The organism is Halomarina litorea (assembly GCF_024227715.1).
GTDB classification, from domain to species: Archaea; Halobacteriota; Halobacteria; order Halobacteriales; family Haloarculaceae; genus Halomarina; species Halomarina litorea.
Genome location: NZ_CP100448.1, coordinates 1850196 through 1869314 on the forward strand (window position 1 = coordinate 1850196; position 19119 = coordinate 1869314).

At 63.8% G+C, this 19119-nt stretch carries 18 protein-coding genes, 1 tRNA gene and 3 pseudogenes; 14 read left to right on the top strand and 8 right to left on the bottom strand.

Features of this window, described 5'->3' with window-relative positions; genetic code table 11:
• The first annotated feature begins 43 nt into the window (after positions 1-43).
• The 7 genes from NKG96_RS10120 (at position 44) to NKG96_RS10150 (ending at position 7063) form a co-directional block, all read left to right on the top strand.
• Positions 44-1213, top strand: a complete 1170-nt coding sequence (locus NKG96_RS10120; RefSeq protein ID WP_254534822.1) for a BMP family lipoprotein — start codon at positions 44-46, stop codon at positions 1211-1213.
• Between the two features lie 64 nt (positions 1214-1277).
• Positions 1278-2840 carry an ABC transporter ATP-binding protein gene (locus tag NKG96_RS10125; protein ID WP_254534823.1) on the top strand — a complete coding sequence of 521 codons (1563 nt, stop codon included), beginning with the start codon at positions 1278-1280 and terminating at the stop codon, positions 2838-2840.
• A complete protein-coding gene (locus NKG96_RS10130; RefSeq protein WP_254534824.1) occupies positions 2837-4159 on the top strand; it encodes an ABC transporter permease in 1323 nt (440 codons plus the stop codon). Before NKG96_RS10125 ends, NKG96_RS10130 begins: the two co-directional genes overlap by 4 nt.
• Positions 4152-5216, top strand: coding sequence for an ABC transporter permease (locus NKG96_RS10135; protein ID WP_254534825.1), 1065 nt, complete (start codon positions 4152-4154; stop codon positions 5214-5216). Before NKG96_RS10130 ends, NKG96_RS10135 begins: the two co-directional genes overlap by 8 nt.
• A gap of 59 nt (positions 5217-5275) precedes the next feature.
• Positions 5276-5704, top strand: a complete 429-nt coding sequence (cdd, locus tag NKG96_RS10140) for a cytidine deaminase (protein WP_254534826.1) — start codon at positions 5276-5278, stop codon at positions 5702-5704.
• An 81-nt stretch (positions 5705-5785) separates the two neighbouring features.
• A complete protein-coding gene (locus tag NKG96_RS10145) occupies positions 5786-6595 on the top strand; it encodes a nucleoside phosphorylase (protein ID WP_254534827.1) in 810 nt (269 codons plus the stop codon).
• Between the two features lie 48 nt (positions 6596-6643).
• Complete coding sequence (locus NKG96_RS10150; RefSeq protein WP_254534828.1) at positions 6644-7063, top strand: rhodanese-like domain-containing protein; 420 nt, start codon at positions 6644-6646, stop codon at positions 7061-7063.
• Between the two features lie 204 nt (positions 7064-7267).
• On the opposite strand, the gene NKG96_RS10155 is transcribed toward NKG96_RS10150, so the two are convergent.
• Both NKG96_RS10155 and NKG96_RS10160 read right to left on the bottom strand, forming a co-directional pair.
• Positions 7268-8461: an NAD(P)/FAD-dependent oxidoreductase gene (locus tag NKG96_RS10155; RefSeq protein ID WP_254534829.1), complete on the bottom strand. Its 1194-nt coding sequence runs from the start codon at positions 8459-8461 to the stop codon at positions 7268-7270.
• A gap of 118 nt (positions 8462-8579) precedes the next feature.
• The gene (locus NKG96_RS10160; protein WP_254534830.1) at positions 8580-9113 is read right to left on the bottom strand and encodes an Rrf2 family transcriptional regulator; all 534 of its coding nucleotides are present in this window, start codon (positions 9111-9113) and stop codon (positions 8580-8582) included.
• A 123-nt stretch (positions 9114-9236) separates the two neighbouring features.
• Between NKG96_RS10160 and NKG96_RS10165 the strand changes: the two genes are divergently transcribed.
• Positions 9237-10151, top strand: a complete 915-nt coding sequence (locus NKG96_RS10165) for an NAD-dependent epimerase/dehydratase family protein (RefSeq protein WP_254534831.1) — start codon at positions 9237-9239, stop codon at positions 10149-10151.
• On the opposite strand, the gene NKG96_RS10170 is transcribed toward NKG96_RS10165, so the two are convergent.
• Positions 10142-11491 carry a TIGR00341 family protein gene (locus NKG96_RS10170; protein WP_254534832.1) on the bottom strand — a complete coding sequence of 450 codons (1350 nt, stop codon included), beginning with the start codon at positions 11489-11491 and terminating at the stop codon, positions 10142-10144. The two genes, NKG96_RS10165 and NKG96_RS10170, sit on opposite strands and share 10 nt — an antisense overlap.
• Before the next feature lie 123 nt (positions 11492-11614).
• Here NKG96_RS10170 and rocF point away from each other — a divergent pair, with 123 nt between their 5' ends.
• The 3 genes from rocF (at position 11615) to NKG96_RS10185 (ending at position 13347) form a co-directional block, all read left to right on the top strand.
• Positions 11615-12520 carry an arginase gene (gene rocF / locus NKG96_RS10175; protein WP_254534833.1) on the top strand — a complete coding sequence of 302 codons (906 nt, stop codon included), beginning with the start codon at positions 11615-11617 and terminating at the stop codon, positions 12518-12520.
• Between the two features lie 54 nt (positions 12521-12574).
• Positions 12575-13219: a class I SAM-dependent methyltransferase gene (locus NKG96_RS10180; protein ID WP_254534834.1), complete on the top strand. Its 645-nt coding sequence runs from the start codon at positions 12575-12577 to the stop codon at positions 13217-13219.
• 57 nt (positions 13220-13276) lie between these two features.
• Positions 13277-13347, top strand: a tRNA-Gly gene (locus NKG96_RS10185).
• 170 nt (positions 13348-13517) lie between these two features.
• On the opposite strand, the pseudogene NKG96_RS10190 reads toward NKG96_RS10185, so the two are convergent.
• Positions 13518-13664, bottom strand: a pseudogene (locus NKG96_RS10190) (IS6 family transposase); the annotation flags it as partial.
• A 217-nt stretch (positions 13665-13881) separates the two neighbouring features.
• Between NKG96_RS10190 and NKG96_RS10195 the strand changes: the two are divergent.
• On the top strand, positions 13882-14883 hold the full coding sequence (locus NKG96_RS10195) for a sensor histidine kinase (protein ID WP_254534835.1): 1002 nt from the start codon (positions 13882-13884) through the stop codon (positions 14881-14883).
• A gap of 3 nt (positions 14884-14886) precedes the next feature.
• Here NKG96_RS10195 and NKG96_RS10200 read toward each other — a convergent pair whose 3' ends face one another.
• Positions 14887-16383, bottom strand: coding sequence for a PAS domain-containing response regulator (locus NKG96_RS10200; protein ID WP_256558082.1), 1497 nt, complete (start codon positions 16381-16383; stop codon positions 14887-14889).
• A 306-nt stretch (positions 16384-16689) separates the two neighbouring features.
• On the opposite strand from NKG96_RS10200, the pseudogene NKG96_RS21025 reads away from it, so the two are divergent.
• Together NKG96_RS21025 and NKG96_RS10205 are read left to right on the top strand one after the other, a co-directional pair.
• Positions 16690-16881 (top strand): annotated as a pseudogene (locus NKG96_RS21025) (toxin-antitoxin system TumE family protein); the annotation flags it as partial.
• A 37-nt stretch (positions 16882-16918) separates the two neighbouring features.
• Positions 16919-17095, top strand: a pseudogene (locus NKG96_RS10205) (DUF8025 family protein); the annotation flags it as partial.
• Positions 17096-17191: 96 nt separating this feature from the next.
• Here NKG96_RS10205 and NKG96_RS21170 read toward each other — a convergent pair.
• From NKG96_RS21170 to NKG96_RS10220, 3 genes are all read right to left on the bottom strand, one after another.
• On the bottom strand, positions 17192-17437 hold the full coding sequence (locus NKG96_RS21170) for a hypothetical protein (protein ID WP_254534836.1): 246 nt from the start codon (positions 17435-17437) through the stop codon (positions 17192-17194).
• A 161-nt stretch (positions 17438-17598) separates the two neighbouring features.
• Positions 17599-18315 carry a DUF5305 family protein gene (locus tag NKG96_RS10215; RefSeq protein WP_254534837.1) on the bottom strand — a complete coding sequence of 239 codons (717 nt, stop codon included), beginning with the start codon at positions 18313-18315 and terminating at the stop codon, positions 17599-17601.
• Between the two features lie 305 nt (positions 18316-18620).
• The gene (locus NKG96_RS10220; RefSeq protein WP_254534838.1) at positions 18621-19091 is read right to left on the bottom strand and encodes a hypothetical protein; all 471 of its coding nucleotides are present in this window, start codon (positions 19089-19091) and stop codon (positions 18621-18623) included.
• Positions 19092-19119 lie beyond the last annotated feature (28 nt).

Below are 19119 nucleotides of genomic sequence, written 5' to 3' on the forward strand. Positions count from 1 at the left end.
CGGATTTAATCACGGAGGATTACCGATGGGTACGTAGGTGTCCATGGACATGGAGAGACGCGATTTCCTCAAGGGAGTGGGTGTGACGACGGTCGCAGGTCTCGCCGGGTGTACCGGCGGTCCCGAGGCCGGCGGCGAGAACGGCGACGGCAACGGCAGTAGCCCGGCGGAGGGCGGTGCCGGCACGACCGAGGCGGGCAACGGGAGCGGCAACCAGAGCGAGGGGACCGACGGCGCGAGCGGGAGCGCCGAGGTCAACGTCGGGATGGTGTACGCGACCGGCGGACTCGGCGACGGGTCGTTCAACGACCAGGCCCAGCAGGGCATCAAGCGCGCCCAGCAGGAGTTGAACATCAACTTCGACGAGGCCGAGCCCTCGCAGGTCTCGGAGTTCAAGACCTTCCAGCAATCCTACGCCGAGGAGACGAACCCGAACTACGACCTCGTGAGCTGTATCGGCTTCCTGCAGGCCGACGCCCTCTCGGAGACTGCCCCGCAGTACCCCGACCAGCAGTTCCAGATCGTCGACTCCGTCGTCGAGGAGAGCAACGTGGCGAGCTACACGTTCAAGGAACAGGAGGGCTCGTTCCTCGCCGGGCAGCTGGCCGGGCTCCTCACCACGAAGGAGTTCAGCGCGGGCGCGGGCCAGACCAACGGCGACGCGACCGTCGGCTTCGTCGGCGGCGTCGAGGGCGAACTCATCGGGCGTTTCGAGGCCGGCTACAAGGCCGGCGTCGCCTACGCCAACCAGGACGTCGAGGTCCTCTCGTCGTACGTCGGCGACTTCAACGACCCCGCGGGCGGCAAGGAGACGGCGCTGTCGATGTACAACAACGGTGCTGACATCATTTACCACGCGTCCGGTAACACCGGAACCGGCGTCTTCCAGGCCGCCCAGGAGCAGGGGCGCTTCGCCATCGGCGTGGACCGCGACCAGTCACAGACCAAGTCCTCGTTCGCGGACGTCATCCTCGCGAGCATGGTCAAGCGCGTCGACACGGCCGTCTTCACGTGCGTCGAGAACGTCGTCAACGGCGATTTCCAGGGCGGCTCCGCGACGACGCTCGGCCTCAGCGAGGAGGGTGTCTCGCTCGTCTACGGTCAGCAACTCGGCGGCGAGATCTCCAGTGACGTGAAGTCCCAGATCGAGAGCGCGCGCACCCAGATCATCGACGGGGGCATCTCGGTCCCGACCGACCCCTCGTCCGTCTAAGCATTAGCGAGCCGAACAGTCGCGAAACCACGCGTTTAACCCCTCACTCGATAACCCCACAGCAATGACGACGGCCGTCCACCTCGACGGTATCACGAAGCGGTTCCCCGGCGTCGTCGCCAACGACGACGTCGACCTGGCCGTCGAGCGCGGCACGGTCCACGCGTTGCTCGGCGAGAACGGTGCCGGGAAGACGACGCTGATGAACGTCCTCTACGGGCTGTATCGCCCGAACGAGGGTCGCGTCGTCGTCGACGGCGAGGAACGACGGTTCGACTCGCCGCGCGACGCCATCGACGCCGGGGTCGGGATGATCCACCAGCACTTCATGCTCGTCGACCCGATGACGGTCGCCGAGAACATCACGCTCGGCCACGAGCCCCGGAAGTGGGGCGGATTGGCGGTCGACCGCGAGGCCGCCCACGAGGACGTCCTCGAACTGAGCGAGCGCTACGGCTTCGACGTGGAACCGGACGTGCGCATCGAGGACGTCTCCGTCGGCGTCCAGCAACGCGTCGAAATCCTGAAGACGCTCTATCGGGGTGCCGACGTCCTCATCCTCGACGAACCGACGGCGGTCCTCACCCCACAGGAGGTGGGGGATCTCTTCACTGTCTTCGACGAACTCACCGCACAGGGCAAGACCATCATCTTCATCACACACAAACTGGGCGAGGCGATGCACGCCGCCGACGACGTCACCGTCCTCCGCGACGGGAAGAACGTGGGGACGGTCGACGCCGACGGGACGACCCGCGAGGAACTCGCCGAACTGATGGTCGGGCGCGAGGTCCTCCTCGAAGTCGAGAAGGCCCCGTTCGACCCCGGCGAGGAGGCCCTCGCCGTCGACTCGCTCTCCGTGACCGACGAACGGGACGTGACTGCCGTATCCGACGTGTCGTTCTCGGTCCGCGAGGGGGAGGTGTTCGGCATCGCGGGCGTCGACGGCAACGGCCAGTCGGAACTCGTCGAGGCGATTACGGGCCTCCGCGCCCCGGAGTCGGGGCGCGTCCGGTTCGACGGCGCTGACATCACCGACCACTCGCGCCGCGAGCGTATCGACGACCGGATGGCCTACATCCCGGAGGACCGACACGAGCGGGGGCTGGTGATGGACTTCGACCTCGTCTCGAACGGCCTCCTGGGGAGCCAGCACAGCGAACCGTTCGCCAGCGGCGGGCGCATCAACTGGGCGCGGGCGCGGGACCACGCCGAGTCCGTCATCGAGGAGTACGACGTGCGCCCGCCGAACGCCGACGCGGAGGCGCGGTCGCTCTCCGGCGGCAACCAGCAGAAGTTCATCGTCGGGCGGGAGTTCGCGCGCGACCCGCGACTCGTCGTCGCCACCCACCCCACCCGCGGGGTGGACATCGGCTCGACGGAGTTCATCCACGAGCGACTGCTCGGCCTGCGCGACGAGGGTGTCGGCGTCCTGCTCGTCTCCTCGAAACTGGAGGAGGTGCAGGCGCTCTCGGACCGCCTCGGGGTGATGTTCGAAGGGGAGATCATGGACGTAGTCGACCCCGAACAGACGACGGAGGAGGAACTGGGCCTGCTGATGGCCGGTGAACGACCCGAGCGACTGAAACGCGAGGCGGACGCGCAGGCCGACGGGGGGTCGCGATGAGCGACACGGGCGACCAGCCGAAGTCCGGCACCGACTGGAGCGAACGCGCCCGCATTGCGCTGGACCGACTCGTCCGAGCGTCGGGGACCGAACGGCTGCTCATCAGCCTCGCGGCGCTGGTGCTGTCGCTGCTCGTCGGGACGGTCATCATCCTCGCGGCGGGCCGGACCGCGACGTGCCAGCAGGCGGCGGTCGTCTACTTCGACACCGGGTTCTGCTACGACCCGGCGCGCATCTTCGACCGGCTGTTCCTCGGGGCGCTCGGCAACCCCATCAACCCGCTGTTCGACCCGCTACACGGCCAGTGGGCGGCCCCCTTCCGCGAGGGGTGGACGCCGTTCAACGCCCGGATGGGCGACACGCTCGCCGAGACCACGGTCCTCGTGTTCACTGGCCTGTCGGTGGCCGTCGCCTTCCGCGCGGGCATCTTCAACATCGGGACGCAGGGCCAACTCGTCGTCGGCGCGCTCGGGAGCACCCTCGCGATGCTCGCCGTCGCACCCGCGTTCTCGGGGCTCGTCGGGACGCTCGTCGTCGTCCCGTTCGGCCTCGCGATGGGTGCGCTGTTCGGCGGCCTCTACGGGGCGATTCCGGGGGCGCTGAAGGCCTACGCGGACGCGAACGAGGTCATCACGACCATCATGCTGAACTTCGTCGCGACGTTCTCCGCGCTCTACCTCGTGCAGAACCACTTCAAGGACCCCGAGAGCCCCGCGACGAAGACCCGCGACCTGCCGGCGTTCGCGGACTTCCCGAAGCTGGTGTACGCCCCTTCCGACGAGTTCTCGGTCCTCGCGTTCGCCTTCGCGCTGGTCGTCCTCGTCGGCGTCTACCTCCTGCTCGAACGCACGTCGTTCGGGTACGACCTCCGGACCAGCGGCATCCAGCCGGAGGCGGCGGAGTACGGGGGCGTCGACGCCGCGAAGACCATCGTCGCCAGCATGAGCCTCTCGGGGGCGCTCGGGGGCATCGCGGGGACTGTGTACGTGTTCATGTTCTTCGGGTACTTCCAGACGGGCGTGCCCGCCTACGGGTTCGACGGCATCACCGTCGCCATCCTCGCGGGCAACAACCCGCTCGGCGTCGTTCCCTCGGCGTTCCTCTTCGGCATCCTGAAGAGCGGAACCATCTCCATCCAGACGGATCCGAACATCGACATCCCGGTCCAACTGGTGGGGGTCCTGCGGGGCCTCATCATCCTGTTCGTGGCGATGCCGGAGTTCTTCCGCCTGCTCGGCGGCCGGTTCGCCTCGCTCTCGCCGCGCGACCGGGCGGTCGCGACCGACGGCGGCGTCCGGGGGGGTGAGGACGATGAGTGAGACCTCGTTCGGGGCCGGCCGTCTGGGCGACCTGACGGGTCGACAGCTCATCGGTGTCGGCGCGCTGGCGCTGTTCGCGCTCCTGGCCGTCGCCGGTCTCGCCTTCCCCGACAGCGTCGCGGGGACGCTGTTCGAGATACTCACCGACCAGGGGACGCTCGCCTCGACGCTCCGCTTCTCGGTGCCCATCGCGCTGGCCGCCGTCGGCGGCATCTACGCCGAGAAGAGCGGCGTCATCAACATCGGGCTGGAGGGTCTGCTCATCATCTCGGCGTTCACGACGGTGTACGGCGTGACGACGACGGGGAGCCTCTGGCTCGGCTTCCTGCTCGGCGTGCTGTCGAGCGTCCTGCTCGCGGCCGTCTTCGCCGTCGTCTGCATCGAGTTCCGGGCCGACCAGATCATCGCCGGACTGGCAGTGTGGCTGGTCGCCCTCGGCCTCGCACCGTTCGCCGCCCGCCTCATCTACGGGTCGCCGAACACCGACCAGATTCCCGTGCCCGGCACCATCACGGTGCCCGTCCTCTCCGACGTCCCGTTCTTCGGGGCGCTGTTCGACGCCTCGCCGTCGGTGTACCTGATGTTCGTGTCCGTCGCCGTGGGCTGGTACGTGCTCAACCGGACGGCGTTCGGGCGGTGGGTCCGCGCCAGTGGCGAGAACCCGAAGGCGCTGGACACGGTGGGCGTGAACGTCCATCGCGTGCGCTACGCGGCCGTCCTCCTCTCGGGCGTCTTCGCCGGGATGGGCGGGGCGAGTCTCGCGTTCACCGTCGGCCAGTTCACCGGGAGCGGCCAGACGATGGTCAACGGCAAGGGGTTCATCGCCATCGTCGCCTACCTCTTCGGGAACTACAACCCCGTGGGGGCGCTCCTCTCGACGATGCTGTTCGCGGGGCTGGAGGCCATGCAGATTCCCCTCCAGTTCTCCGGCCTCGACGTCTCCACGACGCTCGTCCAGATGCTCCCGTACGTGGGCGTCATCGTCGTCCTCGCGCTGGTCGGCCGGACGAAGATTCCCGAGGCCGCCGGCGAGCACTACGAGTCCGGCGAGGACTGACCCGAGCCCCGGGAACCGCACGGCGGTGGCTATTTCTCCCGCCCCGGGGAAGGGCGGCCATGGACGACTCCGACCTCGTCGAGCGCGCCCGCGGGGCACTCGACGCCGCGTACGTCCCGTACTCCGAGTACCGCGTCGGCGCGGCGCTGGAAACCGCCGACGGGGCGGTCTACACGGGCTGTAACGTCGAGAACGCCAACTACTCGAACTCGCTGCACGCCGAGGAGGTGGCCATCGCCGAGGCGGTCAAGAACGGCCACACCGAGTTCTCGCGCATCGCGGTCACGTCGGGCGCACGCGACGGCGTGACGCCCTGTGGGATGTGCCGACAGACCCTCTCGGAGTTCTGCGAGGCGGAGTTCACGGTCCTCTGTGACGAGGGCGACGACGTCAGCGAGTACTCGCTCGGCGAACTCATCCCGAACACCATCTCGCTGGGCACCCTCGAGGCGGCCTCGGGAGACGGCGATGCCGGCGACGGGGAGTAGCTGTCGCTCGCGTCGCCGTGAGAGCGCCCCGCTGGCGACGTCGATGAGTGGATATTAGTCCGGCGGCGCGACAAGCGGACTATGAGCGAGTCCGACGACGAGAGACAGTACCACATCGATGTGGCTCCCGGCGAGGTCGCGGACACCGTCCTCCTGCCCGGCGACACCGACCGCGTCGAGAAGATCATCGACCTGTGGGACGACCACGAGGAAGTGGCCCGTCACCGCGAGTACCACACCGTCACCGGCGAATACGACGGCGCGCCCATCTCCGTCACCTCGACGGGCATCGGCGCTCCCTCCGCCGCCATCGCCGTCGAGGAACTCGCCCGCGTCGGCGCGGAGACGTTCATCCGCGTCGGCTCCTGCGGGGCCATCCAGCCGGACATGGACATCGGCGACCTCGTCATCACCGACGGGGGCGTCCGACTGGAGGGGACCAGTGACGCCTACGTCCGGAAGTCCTACCCTGCCGTCGCGGACTACGAGGTGGTCACTGCACTCGTCGCCGCCGCAGAGCGCCTCGGCTACGACTACCACGTCGGGCACACCGCCAGCACGGACTCCTTCTACGCCGGGCAGGGCCGCGAGGGCTTCGGCGGCTACGAGTCCCCCGAGGGGCAGGAACTGTTCGAGGAACTCAAACAGGCCGACGTGAAGAACTTCGAGATGGAAGCCAGCGCCATCGTCACGCTGGCGAACGTCTACGGACTGCGCGCGGGTGCGGTCTGTACCGTCTACGCCAACCGCGAGACGGGCGAGTTCCGGACCGAGGGTGAGTCGCGCGCCGCCGAGACGGCGAGTCTGGCGACGAAGCTCCTCGCACGGATGGACGAAGTCAAGGCCGAGGCCGGAGCCCACCGCTGGCACGCCGGCCTGCGCCTCGACTGACCGACCGGTCGTCGACAGACCTTTCTCGCGGCCGCCCACTCCCCCGGTATGGCAGCACTCCGCAAACACGCCTGGGACATGGCAGAGGAGGCCGAGAAGGACGTCGAGACGCTCTCCGTCGAGGCGGTCCACGACCTGCTCGGCGACGAGGACGTGACGCTCCTCGACATCCGCGACGTGCGCGAACGCTGGATCGAGGGGACCATCCCCGGCGCGAGACACGCCCCGAGGGGGATGCTGGAGTTCTGGGCCGACCCCGAGACGGAGTACTACCGGGACTACTTCGAGCCGTCGCGCCGCTACGTCCTCTTCTGCAACGAGGCCGGCCGGTCGGCGCTCGCGGCGAAGACCCTCCAGAAGATGGGCTTCGAGGACGTCGCACACGTGGCCGGCGGGTTCACCGCGTGGCAGGCGGCGGACTACGAGGTGGAGGAGGTCGAACAGCGCGACTACAAGAGCCGGGACTGAGCGGTCGTCGGGAAGGGCGAACAGGCGACGCGGGGCGTCCCCGGCGGCGGTGCGTCGCACACCCGCGTACCGCAGCCGGGCGGTCGTCAGTGCACACGGCGAGTGGTCCCGGTATCGCTTATAAACTCTCTCGCAGTCGCCGGGGCTGCGGCGCTCCGGTGGAGGTGACGAAGAACGGTCGGTCGGGTGGTTATCGGGCCGCGGTCACATGTCCGGCCACGCCTTGGCGGCGCGACCGGGGCCGGTGACGCGGTTGATCCAGCGGGCGGCGATGGCCTTCTTCAGCGTCTCGGCGGGCGTCCCGCCGAACGGGTTGCCGAGGAGGGAGTTGATGGGGAGGCTGACGCCGTTGAGCGGCTTGACGTCGTAGGCGACGGCCTCGTTACCGACGGAGATGACGGTCCCCTTGTCCTTGTAGCGCCACTCCTTGAGGGGCTGGTCGTTGACGGCGCGCTTGACGTTCTCGCCGACGATGTCGGCGGCGTCCCAGGCGGCCTGCGCCGTCGGGGGCGCGGGTTCGTCGTCGGGCTGTTCGACCAGCGCGGTGTCGCCCACCGCGAAGACGCCGTCGGCGTCCGTCGAGAACGTCGAGGTGGTCTGGAGGCGGTGACTGCGCTCGTCCTTCCCGACGTCGATGTCCTGACAGACCTCCTGGCCAGTGATGCCGCCGGTCCAGAGGAGTACGTCGTACTCCAGTTCGGTGTCGTCACCGATGTAGACGACCTCGTCGTCGACCGAGGTGATGAACTCGCCGGTGAGGATGTTGACGTCTCGCTCGCGGAGCATCGCGTCGAGTTCCTCCTGCAGTTCCGGGTCGCCCGGCGGGAAGACGCTGTCGAGGCCCTCCACGAGGTGGATATCTATCGGCGCGCGGTGCTTGTCGCGGAACTCGGCGATCTCGCCGGCACTCTGGATGCCCGAGAGGCCGGCCCCGCCGACGACGACCTGTGCGGGGTCGCTCCGGGAGGCGTCGCGGGCCGCGGACTTGACAGCGTCGTGAATCTCGAGGGCGTGGTCGAGGTTCTTGAGCGTGAGGGCGTGCTCCTGCAGGCCGTCGATACCGAAGAAGGCCGTCTGCGAGCCGATACCGACGACGCAGTAGTCGTACGACAGGGTGGTGCCGTCGTCGAGGCCGACCTCCTTGCCCGCCGTGTCGAGGTCGGTGACTTCGGCCTGGATGAAGCGCGTGGACGGCGACTTGATCTCGTCGACCGGGATGGCGATCTTCTCTTTCACGCGGGGGTTGCGGATGCACCGGTGGGCCTCGTGTAGGACCAGGTGGTGGTCCACGTCGGAAACCCACGTCAGGTCGACCTGGTCGTCGAGTTCCCGTTCGATGCTCTTGACCGCGCCGGCCCCGGCGTACCCCGAGCCGAGGACGACGACGTTTTCAGTCATGTGTGGCTCTGCGAGGCCATCGGATACAAAGGCTTTGGAACGGTCAACGGAGCGAAGAGTGTGGTATCAATGAGCACGGTGCCACTCGAACTCACGTCGGTTCGCGCTCGACGGTGCCTCAGTGGTTCGGTTCGCCGACCGGCGCTTCCATCTTCGTCGTCGAGACGATGAGGACGTTGTTCGACTCGTCTTTCCCGTCGACGACGCCCTCGATGAGGAGCTTCGAACGGGGCGTCGGGCCGATGCGGACCTCGTCGCCCTCGTGGAACTGCGTGAGGGTGCCGTGGAGGCGGATCTCCGCGCGACAGAGTTCGGGGTGGTGGACGCTCGTGAGGTCGATCTCCTGAACGTTGGCGTCGGGGACGCGCTCGCCGTTGTGGAACAGCGGTACCTCGGCGGGTTCGTCCAGTTCCTGAATCTCCAGTGCCTCGTAGGCGTTCGCCGTCGGTTTGTAGCCGCCTTTCGGCCCGGGGACGCCCTCGACCAACTGGAGGGCCTTGAGGCTCTGCATCTGGTTGCGGATGGTGCCGGGGTTGCGGTCGGTGCGCTCGGCGATGTCCTCGCCCTTGACCGCCTGCTCCGAGACGCCGTAGAGGTTGATGAGCTCCTGGAGTATCTTCCGCTGACTCGACGTGAGTTCGATGCTAGACATGGGGTTAGCTTCGAAATTGGACTTCATAAGTCCGACGGTGATTCGGGCGTGTCTCCCACCCGCACACCTTCGAGTTTCGATGCGACCGATACCACTTAGTCACGGGACGGTGGGTGTTGGACTATGAACGGCAAGCGCGTCCTCGTCACGGGTGGTGCGGGATTCATCGGGTCGAACCTCGCGAACCACCTCGCCGCCGACAACGACGTCGTCGCGGTCGACGACCTCTACCTCGGTACCCCCGAGAACCTCTCCGACGACGTGGAGTTCGTCGACGCGAGCGTCCTCGACGACGACCTCCCGACCGACGTGGACGTCCTGTTCCACCTCGCGGCGCTCTCCTCGTACAAGATGCACGAGGAGGACCCCGCGCAGGGCGCGCGCGTCAACGTCGAGGGGTTCGTCAACACCGTCGACCAGGCCCGACAGGACGGCTGTGACACCGTCGTCTACGCCTCCACCTCCTCCATCTACGGCTCGCGCACCGAACCCTCCCCTGAGACGATGCCCGTCGAGGCCCGCACGGGCTACGAGGCGTCGAAACTCGCCCGCGAGCGTTACGGCGAGTACTTCCACAACCACTACGGGATGCAGTGTGCCGGCCTGCGGTTCTTCTCGGTCTATCAGGGCTTCGAGAGCGGCAACGAGGCCCACAAGGGCGAGTACGCGAACACCGTCGCCCAGTTCGCCGACGAGATGGCGAGCGGCGAGGCCCCCGTCCTCTTCGGCGACGGCACGCAGACGCGCGACTTCACGCACGTCGATGACATCGTCCGCGGCATCGAACTCGCCGCCGACGAACGCCTGCAGGGCATCTACAACCTCGGGACGGGGGAGAGCTACTCCTTCAACACGATGGTCGAGATGATCAACGTCGAACTCGGCACCGACATCGACCCCGAGTACATCGAGAACCCCCTCGACGTGTACGTCCACGACACGATGGCCGACAGCACGAAGATTCGCGAGGCGACCGGCTGGGAGCCACAGATCAGCTTCGAGGAGGGCGTCGCGCGGGTCTGTGCGCCCTACCGGTAGGCCGAGAGGGCAACCGGAGGACCGACCGAGACGTCGTTGGCTCCGTCGCCGGTAGGGTCCTCTGACCGCTGACGGTCACGATACTCCACCAGCACGACCACGTCCTCCCCGATTCGCTTTTCCAGTTCCTCGTCGAGCGTCGTCGCGAGGCCCGGATACTCGGCCCCGTCGGGGCGGACGACGGTCACCGTCACCTCCGGGTCCTGCCCGAAGTGCGAGACGAGACCGAGTTCGACGCCCACCTCTCTGAGTTCGAGTTCGCTGTACTCCTCCCCCGAGAGGACCTCCTCGACGCCGCCATTGACCTCGTTGTCGAAGGCGATCTGGTCGACGAGGAGGCCGCCGAACCCGGCGAAGAGGACCAGCAGAACGACCACGATGGCAGCCGAGGTCTGGTACGCCGAGAGCGACTCGAACACGCCGTCGTCGGTCCAGTCTGCCGGCCGGTAGTCGAGATACCAGAGGACGGCGAAGCCCGCGAGGTTGACCGCGATGGCGTTGACCACGAGGAGGACGAACGCGCCGACGTAGACGCTCGGGACGCCCCACGCGATGCCGACGGCGGCGGCCGCTGGGATGAGCGCCGCCGCGATCATGACGCCCACCAGCGACACCGGGAGCGCGGTCGCGAGACCGAACGCCCCCGCTGCACCCGCACAGAACGCCACGGACACCGAGAGTAGGCCCGGCGAGATGCGCTTCGATATCTGGCCGACCGTCGAGACGTTGAGCGACGGCGAGATGAAGAAGCCGGACCTGAGCGCGAAGCCGAAGGCGATGGCGGCGACGATGGCGGCGGCGAACCCGAGGACCTGGTCGCGGATACCCAGTCGCATCATCCGCTGGTCGTCGAGTACCATCCCGACGCTGGTGATGAGCGCCGTCCCGACCTGCGGGGCGATGACCATCGCGCCGACGACCACCGCCGGAGAGTTCAGCAGGAGGCCCGCCGCGGCGACGATAGCCGAGAGGAGCGTCATCGAGTAGTAGGTGAGCGCGTTCCGGTGCATGTCGAGTGCCTTCGCGCGAATCTCCTCGGGGGCGACCGAGTCGTCCTCCTCAACGCCCGCGACGAAGCGGTCCTCGAGTTCGTGGTAGTTCCTGGTCTTGGCCGTCTCGGCGCTGGCGATGACGGTGTACTCGGTGTCGTCGACGCCCGCCGCCCGGAGTTCGCCGAGGACGAACTCCACGGCCTGCGTCGGAAGGGGGAACTCGATGAGTGAGGTGTCCTCGCTCGACCGGGTGTCTTCCGTCACCACGAAGTCGATGTTCTCCTCGTCGAGCAGGTCGAGGACCGCTCCCTGCTGGTCCTCGTGGACGAGGAGTTTGATGAGGCGCATACCGCTCACGCGATGGCCGGCTTCAAATATGTGGTGAAGCGGGGGCCTGCCCGGCGTTCGTCGCCGGTCCGAAGCGCCCACCGAACCGCTGGCACTATACCCGGGCCGAGCGAGTCCCCGTCCATGTCTCGTTCCCTTCGCCTCATCGGCGTCCCGATGGACCTCGGCGCCGACCGCCGTGGCGTCGACATGGGCCCCTCCGCGATTCGCTACGCCGGCATCTCGCAGGCGCTCGCGGACCTCGACTACGACTGTACCGACGACGGCGACCTGCCGGTCGTCCACCCGGAGGTCGGCGACCCGGACAGTGCCGCCCCCAGTACGGGCCGCGCGAAGTACCTCGACGAGGTTCGTGACCTCTGTACCCGCCTCTCGGACGAGGTGGCGGACGTACTCGACGAGGGGTCGTTCCCCCTCGTCCTCGGCGGCGACCACTCCATCGCCATCGGGACCGTCGGCGGGGCCGCCCGCGACGCCGACCTCGGGGTCGTCTGGTTCGACGCCCACGGCGACTTCAACACGCCCGCGACGACCCCCTCGGGCAACATCCACGGGATGCCGCTCGCCGCCCTCCTCGGCGAGGGGGAGTTCGCCGACTCCGAGTGGGGCCCGGCCCCGAACGTCTCCGAGGAGAACGTCGCGCTCGTGGGAATTCGGAGCCTCGACGACGCCGAACGCGAGGCCCTGCGCGACACCGACGTGACCGTCTTCACGATGAGCGACATCGACCGCCGGGGCATCACGGCGGTCACCGAGGAGGCACTCGACGTCGCCAGCGACGGGACCGACGGCATCCACGTGAGCCTCGACCTCGACTGGCTGGACCCCGACGAGGCACCGGGCGTCGGGACGCCCGTCCGCGGCGGCGTCACCTACCGCGAGGCCCACGCCGCGATGGAACTCGTCGCCGACCGCGACGTTCGCTCGATGGAGGCCGTCGAGGTCAACCCCATCCTCGACCAGCACAACCGCACCGCGGAACTCGCCGTCGAACTGTGTGCCAGCGCGCTCGGCAAGTCCATCTACTGACGCCCCCGCCCCGAGAATCGTCCGACTGATACGTCCCGGCGCGAAACGCCCGACATGGACCGACGCCGGGCCGTCCGCGACACCTACGACCGCATCGCGGCGCACTTCTCGCAGACCCGCGAGTACCCGTGGCCGGAGGTGGAGTCGTTCGTGGACGACGCCGCTCCGGTGGGGACGGCCCTCGACCTCGGCTGTGGCAACGGTCGTCACGCGGAACTGCTCGCCGAGCGTGCGGACCGGGTCGTCGGCGTCGACCTGAGCGGCGAACTCCTCCGGACCGCCCGCGACCGGGCGGCCGACCGGGGCTACGCCGAACGTCTCTCGCTGGTTGGAGGCGACGCCTCGTCGCTCCCCCTCCGTGACGCGAGTGTCGGCCTCGGGGTGTACATTGCCGCCCTCCACCACCTCCCCTCGCGGGCGGCGCGGCGGGCGAGTCTGGACGAACTGGCCCGAGTGCTCACCCCGACGGGGCGCGCGCTGGTGAGCGTCTGGTCGGTCACCCACTCGAAGTTCGACGCCGAGGAGGGCTTCGACACGACGGTGGACTGGACGCTCCCCGGCGGGGAGACGGTCGACCGCTTCTACCACGTCTACGACCTCGGGGAGTTCGAGGCGGACCTCGCGGCGAGTTCGCTCGGCGTCGCGTCGGCCTACGAGAGCGAGGGGAACTGCTACGCCGTCGTCACGAGTGGCGGGTGACCCACCCTTGGGCAGAAGGGAAACGCACATACGTCGCGCCGGGGTAGCCCGAGACGCGCACCGATGGTCTAGTGGCAGGACAATGGCCTTCCAAGCCATTAACCCGGGTTCAAATCCCGGTCGGTGCATGTCTCGACTCGAACGGACGTGAGAGTCGTGACTGGAGAACGGAGGAATTTGAGCCAGCGAGCGACTGCAAGGAGCGAGTGAAGTTCGAGTCCCGGTCGGTTCGACCCCTCCGCGAGTCCCGCCACACGTAACTGACAGCCTATCTATTACAATATATTATCGGCACTGTCTAGTTGACCTCCTGAGCTGGCGTTCTTCCGTCGAGCGACTGATGCGGTCGCTGAAAATTATCGTAATGAACGAACACAGCAAGCCACTGGCGGACGCTCAGCCGACTGCCCACCCATGAATTGTGGAAACGGTCAACCTTCACTTTGAACAACCGATCAGGGGCGGACGTGAAACGTTCGAGTGGCTCGCAGACGGGGCCTTTCTCGTTCGCCGTTCGGAAGTCGGGACCTTTCGGAAGCGCCCACCGAATGGGCCGAGAAGGCGCCACACCCCTCCGCGTCGATAACGCGACCGAGTTAACACGCCATAGAAACGCTCTCGGAAAGTTATTCATATCGGCACGCGAAGATCCCAATATTCAAATGCGTGACTCCACACCACAGATATCCTCCAGTCAGAGTGCCATAGCCGCTCTTGTGCAGAATTTCCCGAATGGCGTTCTTGTTCTCTTCGACGAGGACCACCGGTATCGGGCTGTGGGTCCGAACGTACTTCCATTCTCGAAGACGAAAGCAACTGAGCTACTCGGGCGCTCAATTCACGAACTGTTCCCTGAACAGACTACCCGTCGTCTCGAACCGGAAATGCGTGCGACGATTCAGGGCCACGCACGTTCCTTCGATATCGAGTATGACGACCGCATCCATCACATCGAGACCAAACCCACGAAGATTAACGGCGAGCCGTATGGTGTTCTCGCCACACAGGACGTAACGCAGGAGCGCGAGACTGCAGATGCATTACAGGAACAGAACGAGCGTCTGGATCAATTTGCAAGTATGATCTCACACGATCTCAGGAACCCACTCTCGATTGCCACCGGCCATTTGGAACTGTACCAAGAAACCGGTGACTCCGCTCATCTTACGGAAGTCGAGAAGGCACTCACCCGCCTCGATGAGCTCACACAGGACCTGCTAACACTTGTACAGCCAAACGAGATGGCGGACTCCCTCGAGGACGTCTCGTTGAGTGCGGTCGCCCATGATGCGTGGGAGATGATTGAGACCCGTGACGCGAGCTTGACGGCCTCTGACTACTACGTGAAGGCAGACCGTGGCCAGTTGCAGGCGCTCTTCGAGAATCTGTTCCAAAACGCAATCGGACACGGTGGTGACGAGGTTACGATTCGGGTTGGCGCTCGCGAAGACGGCTTCTACATTGAAGACACGGGAACAGGAATCCCCGAAGAGAAGCGCGAAACCGTTTTCGAACATGGCTTTTCAACGGGGTACGGAGGGAACGGCGTCGGGCTTACCATCGTCAGTCGAATCGCCAACCACCACGGTTGGTCGATCGAATTGACCGAGGAGGAATCCGGTGGGGCACGCTTCGAGTTCACTGGCGTTGAGGTCGCTGACTGACCGCTACGCTGGAACAGAAGCCGTTTCTTCGGGGGCGGTTATCACACCGAACCCACGAATCGTTCCTTCGGGAGTATGACTAGCGATGATCGTCATGGGCGCTGCGAACGTGCTACCGTCGCTCCGGCACCATTCTACTTCTGCCGTCACTTCGCCGTCCTTCCGAGCAGACTCGATAAAACGCTCAGCGCGACTTCCATCAGCCGAGTCTGATGAGAGTAGTGTATCGAGATGGAGGCCGAGAACGTCCTCGACCGAATGTCCTAGCAGGTCTCTGGCGTGATCGTTCCAGCGAGTTAGGTACCCCTCGTGGTCCAGGGTGTAGAACGCGCTCCCGTCCGCGATCTCTAAAAGGTGGTAGAATTCTCCATATTTCGTCGCTGTTGACCGTTCTCTGGTGAGGTCTTGGGCCGTACAGACAATGCTTCCACTTTCCGTCTTCGCCAATCGGTGATCCGTAACGAGTCGGTTGCCTTGCTTCGTGAGACGGACGGTCTCACCGCTCCAGTACCCCTGCTTCGATACTTCTGGGAGGATATTATGTTCGAGTCGGTCTGCTTCCTCATTGTGATAGAGGAGTTTCCAAGAACGGCCATTGAGTTCCGACCGCTCATAGCCGAAGAGCGAGGCAAATGCAGGGTTCAGGTATGAAAACGTTCCATCTGGTTCCACGAGACTAATCCCCTCGGTCGCAGTCTCGATGACGCGAAGTCCGTGATCCCCCTTGTACGCCGTGATATCCTGGACATAACCCACGATTCTAGCAACGGATCCGTCCTCGTTGAGAATCGGCTTACTCTGTCCGCGTACCCAGTGCACACCCTGTTCGGGATGGATCACCCGATATTCAATCTCATCAGGCGTTCCGTTTGATAGCTTTTCCATCGATACCAGAGCTTTCTCACGGTCGTTTTCGTGGATGTGGGTGAGAAATACGTCCGGCGTGTCCTCAAGCACCTCCACGGGGATGCCCCAGATATCTTCGAACGCGGAATTGATGAAAAGCAGCCCGCTCCAATCTGGAGTAACGCTAAACAATATATCCTCTGAGTTTTCAGCAAGTTCCGAGAATCGCTGTTCTGTCTCTCGGATCACCTCTTGTGCATTGTAGTTAGCGACGGCGTTCTTGATCCGGTTCGCGAGAATTGTGTACTGGCTGGTGCCTGTCTCCTTCTGAAGATAGTCAGTAACGCCAGCAGAAATCGCCTCACTTGCAACATCCTCGCTTCCCTTCCCCGTGTATAGAATGAATGGGACGCGAGGATGAGTTTCCCGGATTGTTGTGAGGAAGTCGAGACCAGACTGACCCGGCATATCATAGTCCGAGACGATACAGTGGAATTCCCCATCTGAAAAGGCCTCAAGACCGTCACTCACGTTCGTCTTAGAGTCGACAACAAATCGGTCATCCTCCCGATTGAGAAACATCGCAGTTAGTTCAGCCAGGTCTGGTTCATCGTCGACGTGGAGGACCCGGATCTTGGGCGGAAGAGAGTTCATTATCTAGCTACGAGGAGATGAGCCTCCATAATTTAGTAGGATTTGTGATCTGATACACAGCGAATGACTGTCCGGGAGATGGCCAATTCACCAAGTGTTTGGCGTATTTAGTAGAAGGGTCCAGAACGACCTGATAAGGGAGCCGTCCAGCGATTTCAGAGTTCACTACTGCCAAAATCGAACGCTTCGGGGATGTTTCGTAACTCGGTATCCAGATCGGAGACTCCGTAAGGGTCCTGAATGGAGAGCGCAGTTCCCCGAACAATCCAGAAACCTCTGATATCCCACTCATTACCCCGTCGTCCACCCACGGAACTGCAGATCAGTCTCAGCGATGGACACGGGGACGCCGACAGCGCTCGGCTCGATATCCAATGGAGCGAACTGGGGATGTATTCGTTTCATTAGGTCGGTAGCGACGACGTCAACTGGCGATTCAATCGTCACCCGATTACACACTCTCCCGAGATCCACTTTCATCCCCCGCCCGACGCCAGTCTCGATGGGGAGTCTTTCCGCGTCGGCGAGTGGTGAGGCGCTTCCGGCGTCGGTGGAGACGCAAATCGAGACGCAGAGCGAGCCCTACACATCGGCTGCGTTCTTCCACTTCAAGGCGACGGGCTCGCTCGAACGCCACCACGCCTACCACGCTGCGTACGACTCAGACGCGTTCACCGTCGACTTCGAGGCCGACTACGAGTCGGGAATCTGACCCGCACTCGCCGAGGTCACCGGGTACGAAGCACTCACACCGGATGGTGGAACGCTCAAACCGTCTCTTCCAGTGAACTGGACTACCGTAAGTCGGTTAGATCGGACAGTCTTCCAGCGCCGAGACATCGACCACTACGTCGTCCCCTGTGACGGGACCGAGGAGTGGCTGGTCCTGCTCTGTGCGCAGGGTGACCGTGCGTATCCCGCCCCGCTCGACAAGCGAACCGTTCCGATTGAAGAGAGTCCTGCTCTCGCCGTGCAGGAACTCGTCGCTGAGAGCAACGACCTCGTCGAACCGGAAGAGGATGTGTGAGAAGAATCTTCGCTTCTCCCGAGCCACCCACCCAGTGTTCAACACGGTTACATGATTGGTCGAACCGGGTTTCAGTTCACACGGACGTCGGGAAGGTGCGACTGTCCGACCCATCAGGATAGTGACCCGGTCACGGCGCCGCTTGGATTGTGGTTTGCCGAGCGAGTCAAAATCGAGCAAATTCACGGTCATTCCGCTGCCGCAAATCGGAATCCGTCTTGACTATAATAATAAACTACTGCATCCTCAACCACGACATACACGTTCCGATCGAGATCATGGATTACCCGATTGTTCGTATCAATCGCAATATCAATTAATCCTTCTAACGAGTCAATTGAGACGGTTGTTCCGGCAAACGAATTCGATAATGAGCCAGTGGAGATCCATTCTGAATATCTGATTTCATCAACGCGTTGTTCGAGTCGCCGTTGGTCGAATCCACGATGATAGCTGATGGCAATGGCACCAGCTACTACAAGCAGTCCAAAACCAATACCCCCAGCTAGCGCATACCCAATCGGGCCCCGAGCAGGAACCGGGACTTTCCGCGTTACGGGGGTGCTGTGAGTCCGTTCAAGGGGTTCTGCCTCAATAGTATACCAGGAGTCAGTGAGTCGTACTGGAACGGCCTCTGTTAACTCTCCGGCATACTCATCCGTTTCGTACGAAACCGTTACAAGTAGCTGAACCCGGACCGTCCCCGCTTGCCCGATCTCGGAGTCAATTTCGTCGAGTCGGGTGTCCAGATCGCGAATGTCGAGCGACGTTTTGGTTACGAACTCACCACTCGATGTAGTACGTTCGTTTTTAGCTATCAGATGAGACTCCTGCCAGAATACAGATCCATCATGAGCCACCTGATACCGGATACGTATCTCTTGTTCAACATGTGTGCCTTGCATCTTTGGAAGAGTCGTGCGCTGTGTGAGAGTAACCGAAGGTGTCGAAGCAAGAAGGTACACTGGCTGATCCTGTAATTCGACTCCGGAACTGTAGAGGGAGGTATTTCCCGTGGTAATTGCGCTTGTGTGGAGTTCAGATCGGACTGTCTGCTTGTTCGTATGGTCAGTAACTTCGGTTGTCGGAGGGTTTGTGTATACCCATCCTGAAACTCCCAGAAGCAAGATCCCAAGGATGGAAAGCCCAATAATTACACTCGGACCGTACCGAGCAACTAAGACCTTCACGCGAAGAATCGCTAATCGACTCATGCATTCACCTGTACTTCGCGATCAAGAGCTTTCACAGTTAATCCTGGGGCAGAAGCTGTGATGTGAAAATACACGATCTCATCAGTAAGCGAACTGTCGTCGGGGATCTTGATTTGTACCGTCTCGGCCGTTCCTTGTGCAACTGTAAATGTGGTTTCGTTACTGTAGTTGACACTACCCGCGCTAATGTCACCAATGGGTATTGAATCGTTTCGGAGTGTGACCGTGATTGTGACGTCCCGCCCAAGGTGATTCGTAATGGTCACTAAATCAGATGTGTCGTTGATATAGACTGACTTCGAACTGTTGATTTTCAGGGCACCATTTGTATCACCAACGACATTGAGGTTAGCTCCTCTGGACGCTTCTCCCTGAGTAAACGACGCAGCAGGGAGGCTGGCACTGACGACCAACACACCGATGAGTACCAGTCCACATAAGCGAATGAATGAACTGTGGGACTCCACACGCGTACGAGAACGTCGTTGAGGTCTT

What these genes read in the sequence shown, in the direction of transcription:
- NKG96_RS10155 (WP_254534829.1), bottom strand. Translation starts at nt 8,461, where the DNA reads ATGACTGAAAACGTCGTCGTCCTCGGCTCGGGGTACGCCGGGGCCGGC.
- NKG96_RS10195 (WP_254534835.1), top strand. Translation starts at nt 13,882, where the DNA reads ATGCGTGACTCCACACCACAGATATCCTCCAGTCAGAGTGCCATAGCC.
- NKG96_RS10150 (WP_254534828.1), top strand. Translation starts at nt 6,644, where the DNA reads ATGGCAGCACTCCGCAAACACGCCTGGGACATGGCAGAGGAGGCCGAG.
- NKG96_RS10145 (WP_254534827.1), top strand. Translation starts at nt 5,786, where the DNA reads ATGAGCGAGTCCGACGACGAGAGACAGTACCACATCGATGTGGCTCCC.
- rocF (WP_254534833.1), top strand. Translation starts at nt 11,615, where the DNA reads ATGTCTCGTTCCCTTCGCCTCATCGGCGTCCCGATGGACCTCGGCGCC.
- NKG96_RS10130 (WP_254534824.1), top strand. Translation starts at nt 2,837, where the DNA reads ATGAGCGACACGGGCGACCAGCCGAAGTCCGGCACCGACTGGAGCGAA.
- NKG96_RS10215 (WP_254534837.1), bottom strand. Translation starts at nt 18,315, where the DNA reads ATGCAAGGCACACATGTTGAACAAGAGATACGTATCCGGTATCAGGTG.
- NKG96_RS10165 (WP_254534831.1), top strand. Translation starts at nt 9,237, where the DNA reads ATGAACGGCAAGCGCGTCCTCGTCACGGGTGGTGCGGGATTCATCGGG.
- NKG96_RS10180 (WP_254534834.1), top strand. Translation starts at nt 12,575, where the DNA reads ATGGACCGACGCCGGGCCGTCCGCGACACCTACGACCGCATCGCGGCG.
- NKG96_RS10135 (WP_254534825.1), top strand. Translation starts at nt 4,152, where the DNA reads ATGAGTGAGACCTCGTTCGGGGCCGGCCGTCTGGGCGACCTGACGGGT.
- NKG96_RS10160 (WP_254534830.1), bottom strand. Translation starts at nt 9,113, where the DNA reads ATGTCTAGCATCGAACTCACGTCGAGTCAGCGGAAGATACTCCAGGAG.
- NKG96_RS10170 (WP_254534832.1), bottom strand. Translation starts at nt 11,491, where the DNA reads ATGCGCCTCATCAAACTCCTCGTCCACGAGGACCAGCAGGGAGCGGTC.
- NKG96_RS10120 (WP_254534822.1), top strand. Translation starts at nt 44, where the DNA reads ATGGACATGGAGAGACGCGATTTCCTCAAGGGAGTGGGTGTGACGACG.
- NKG96_RS10125 (WP_254534823.1), top strand. Translation starts at nt 1,278, where the DNA reads ATGACGACGGCCGTCCACCTCGACGGTATCACGAAGCGGTTCCCCGGC.
- cdd (WP_254534826.1), top strand. Translation starts at nt 5,276, where the DNA reads ATGGACGACTCCGACCTCGTCGAGCGCGCCCGCGGGGCACTCGACGCC.
- NKG96_RS10200 (WP_256558082.1), bottom strand. Translation starts at nt 16,383, where the DNA reads ATGAACTCTCTTCCGCCCAAGATCCGGGTCCTCCACGTCGACGATGAA.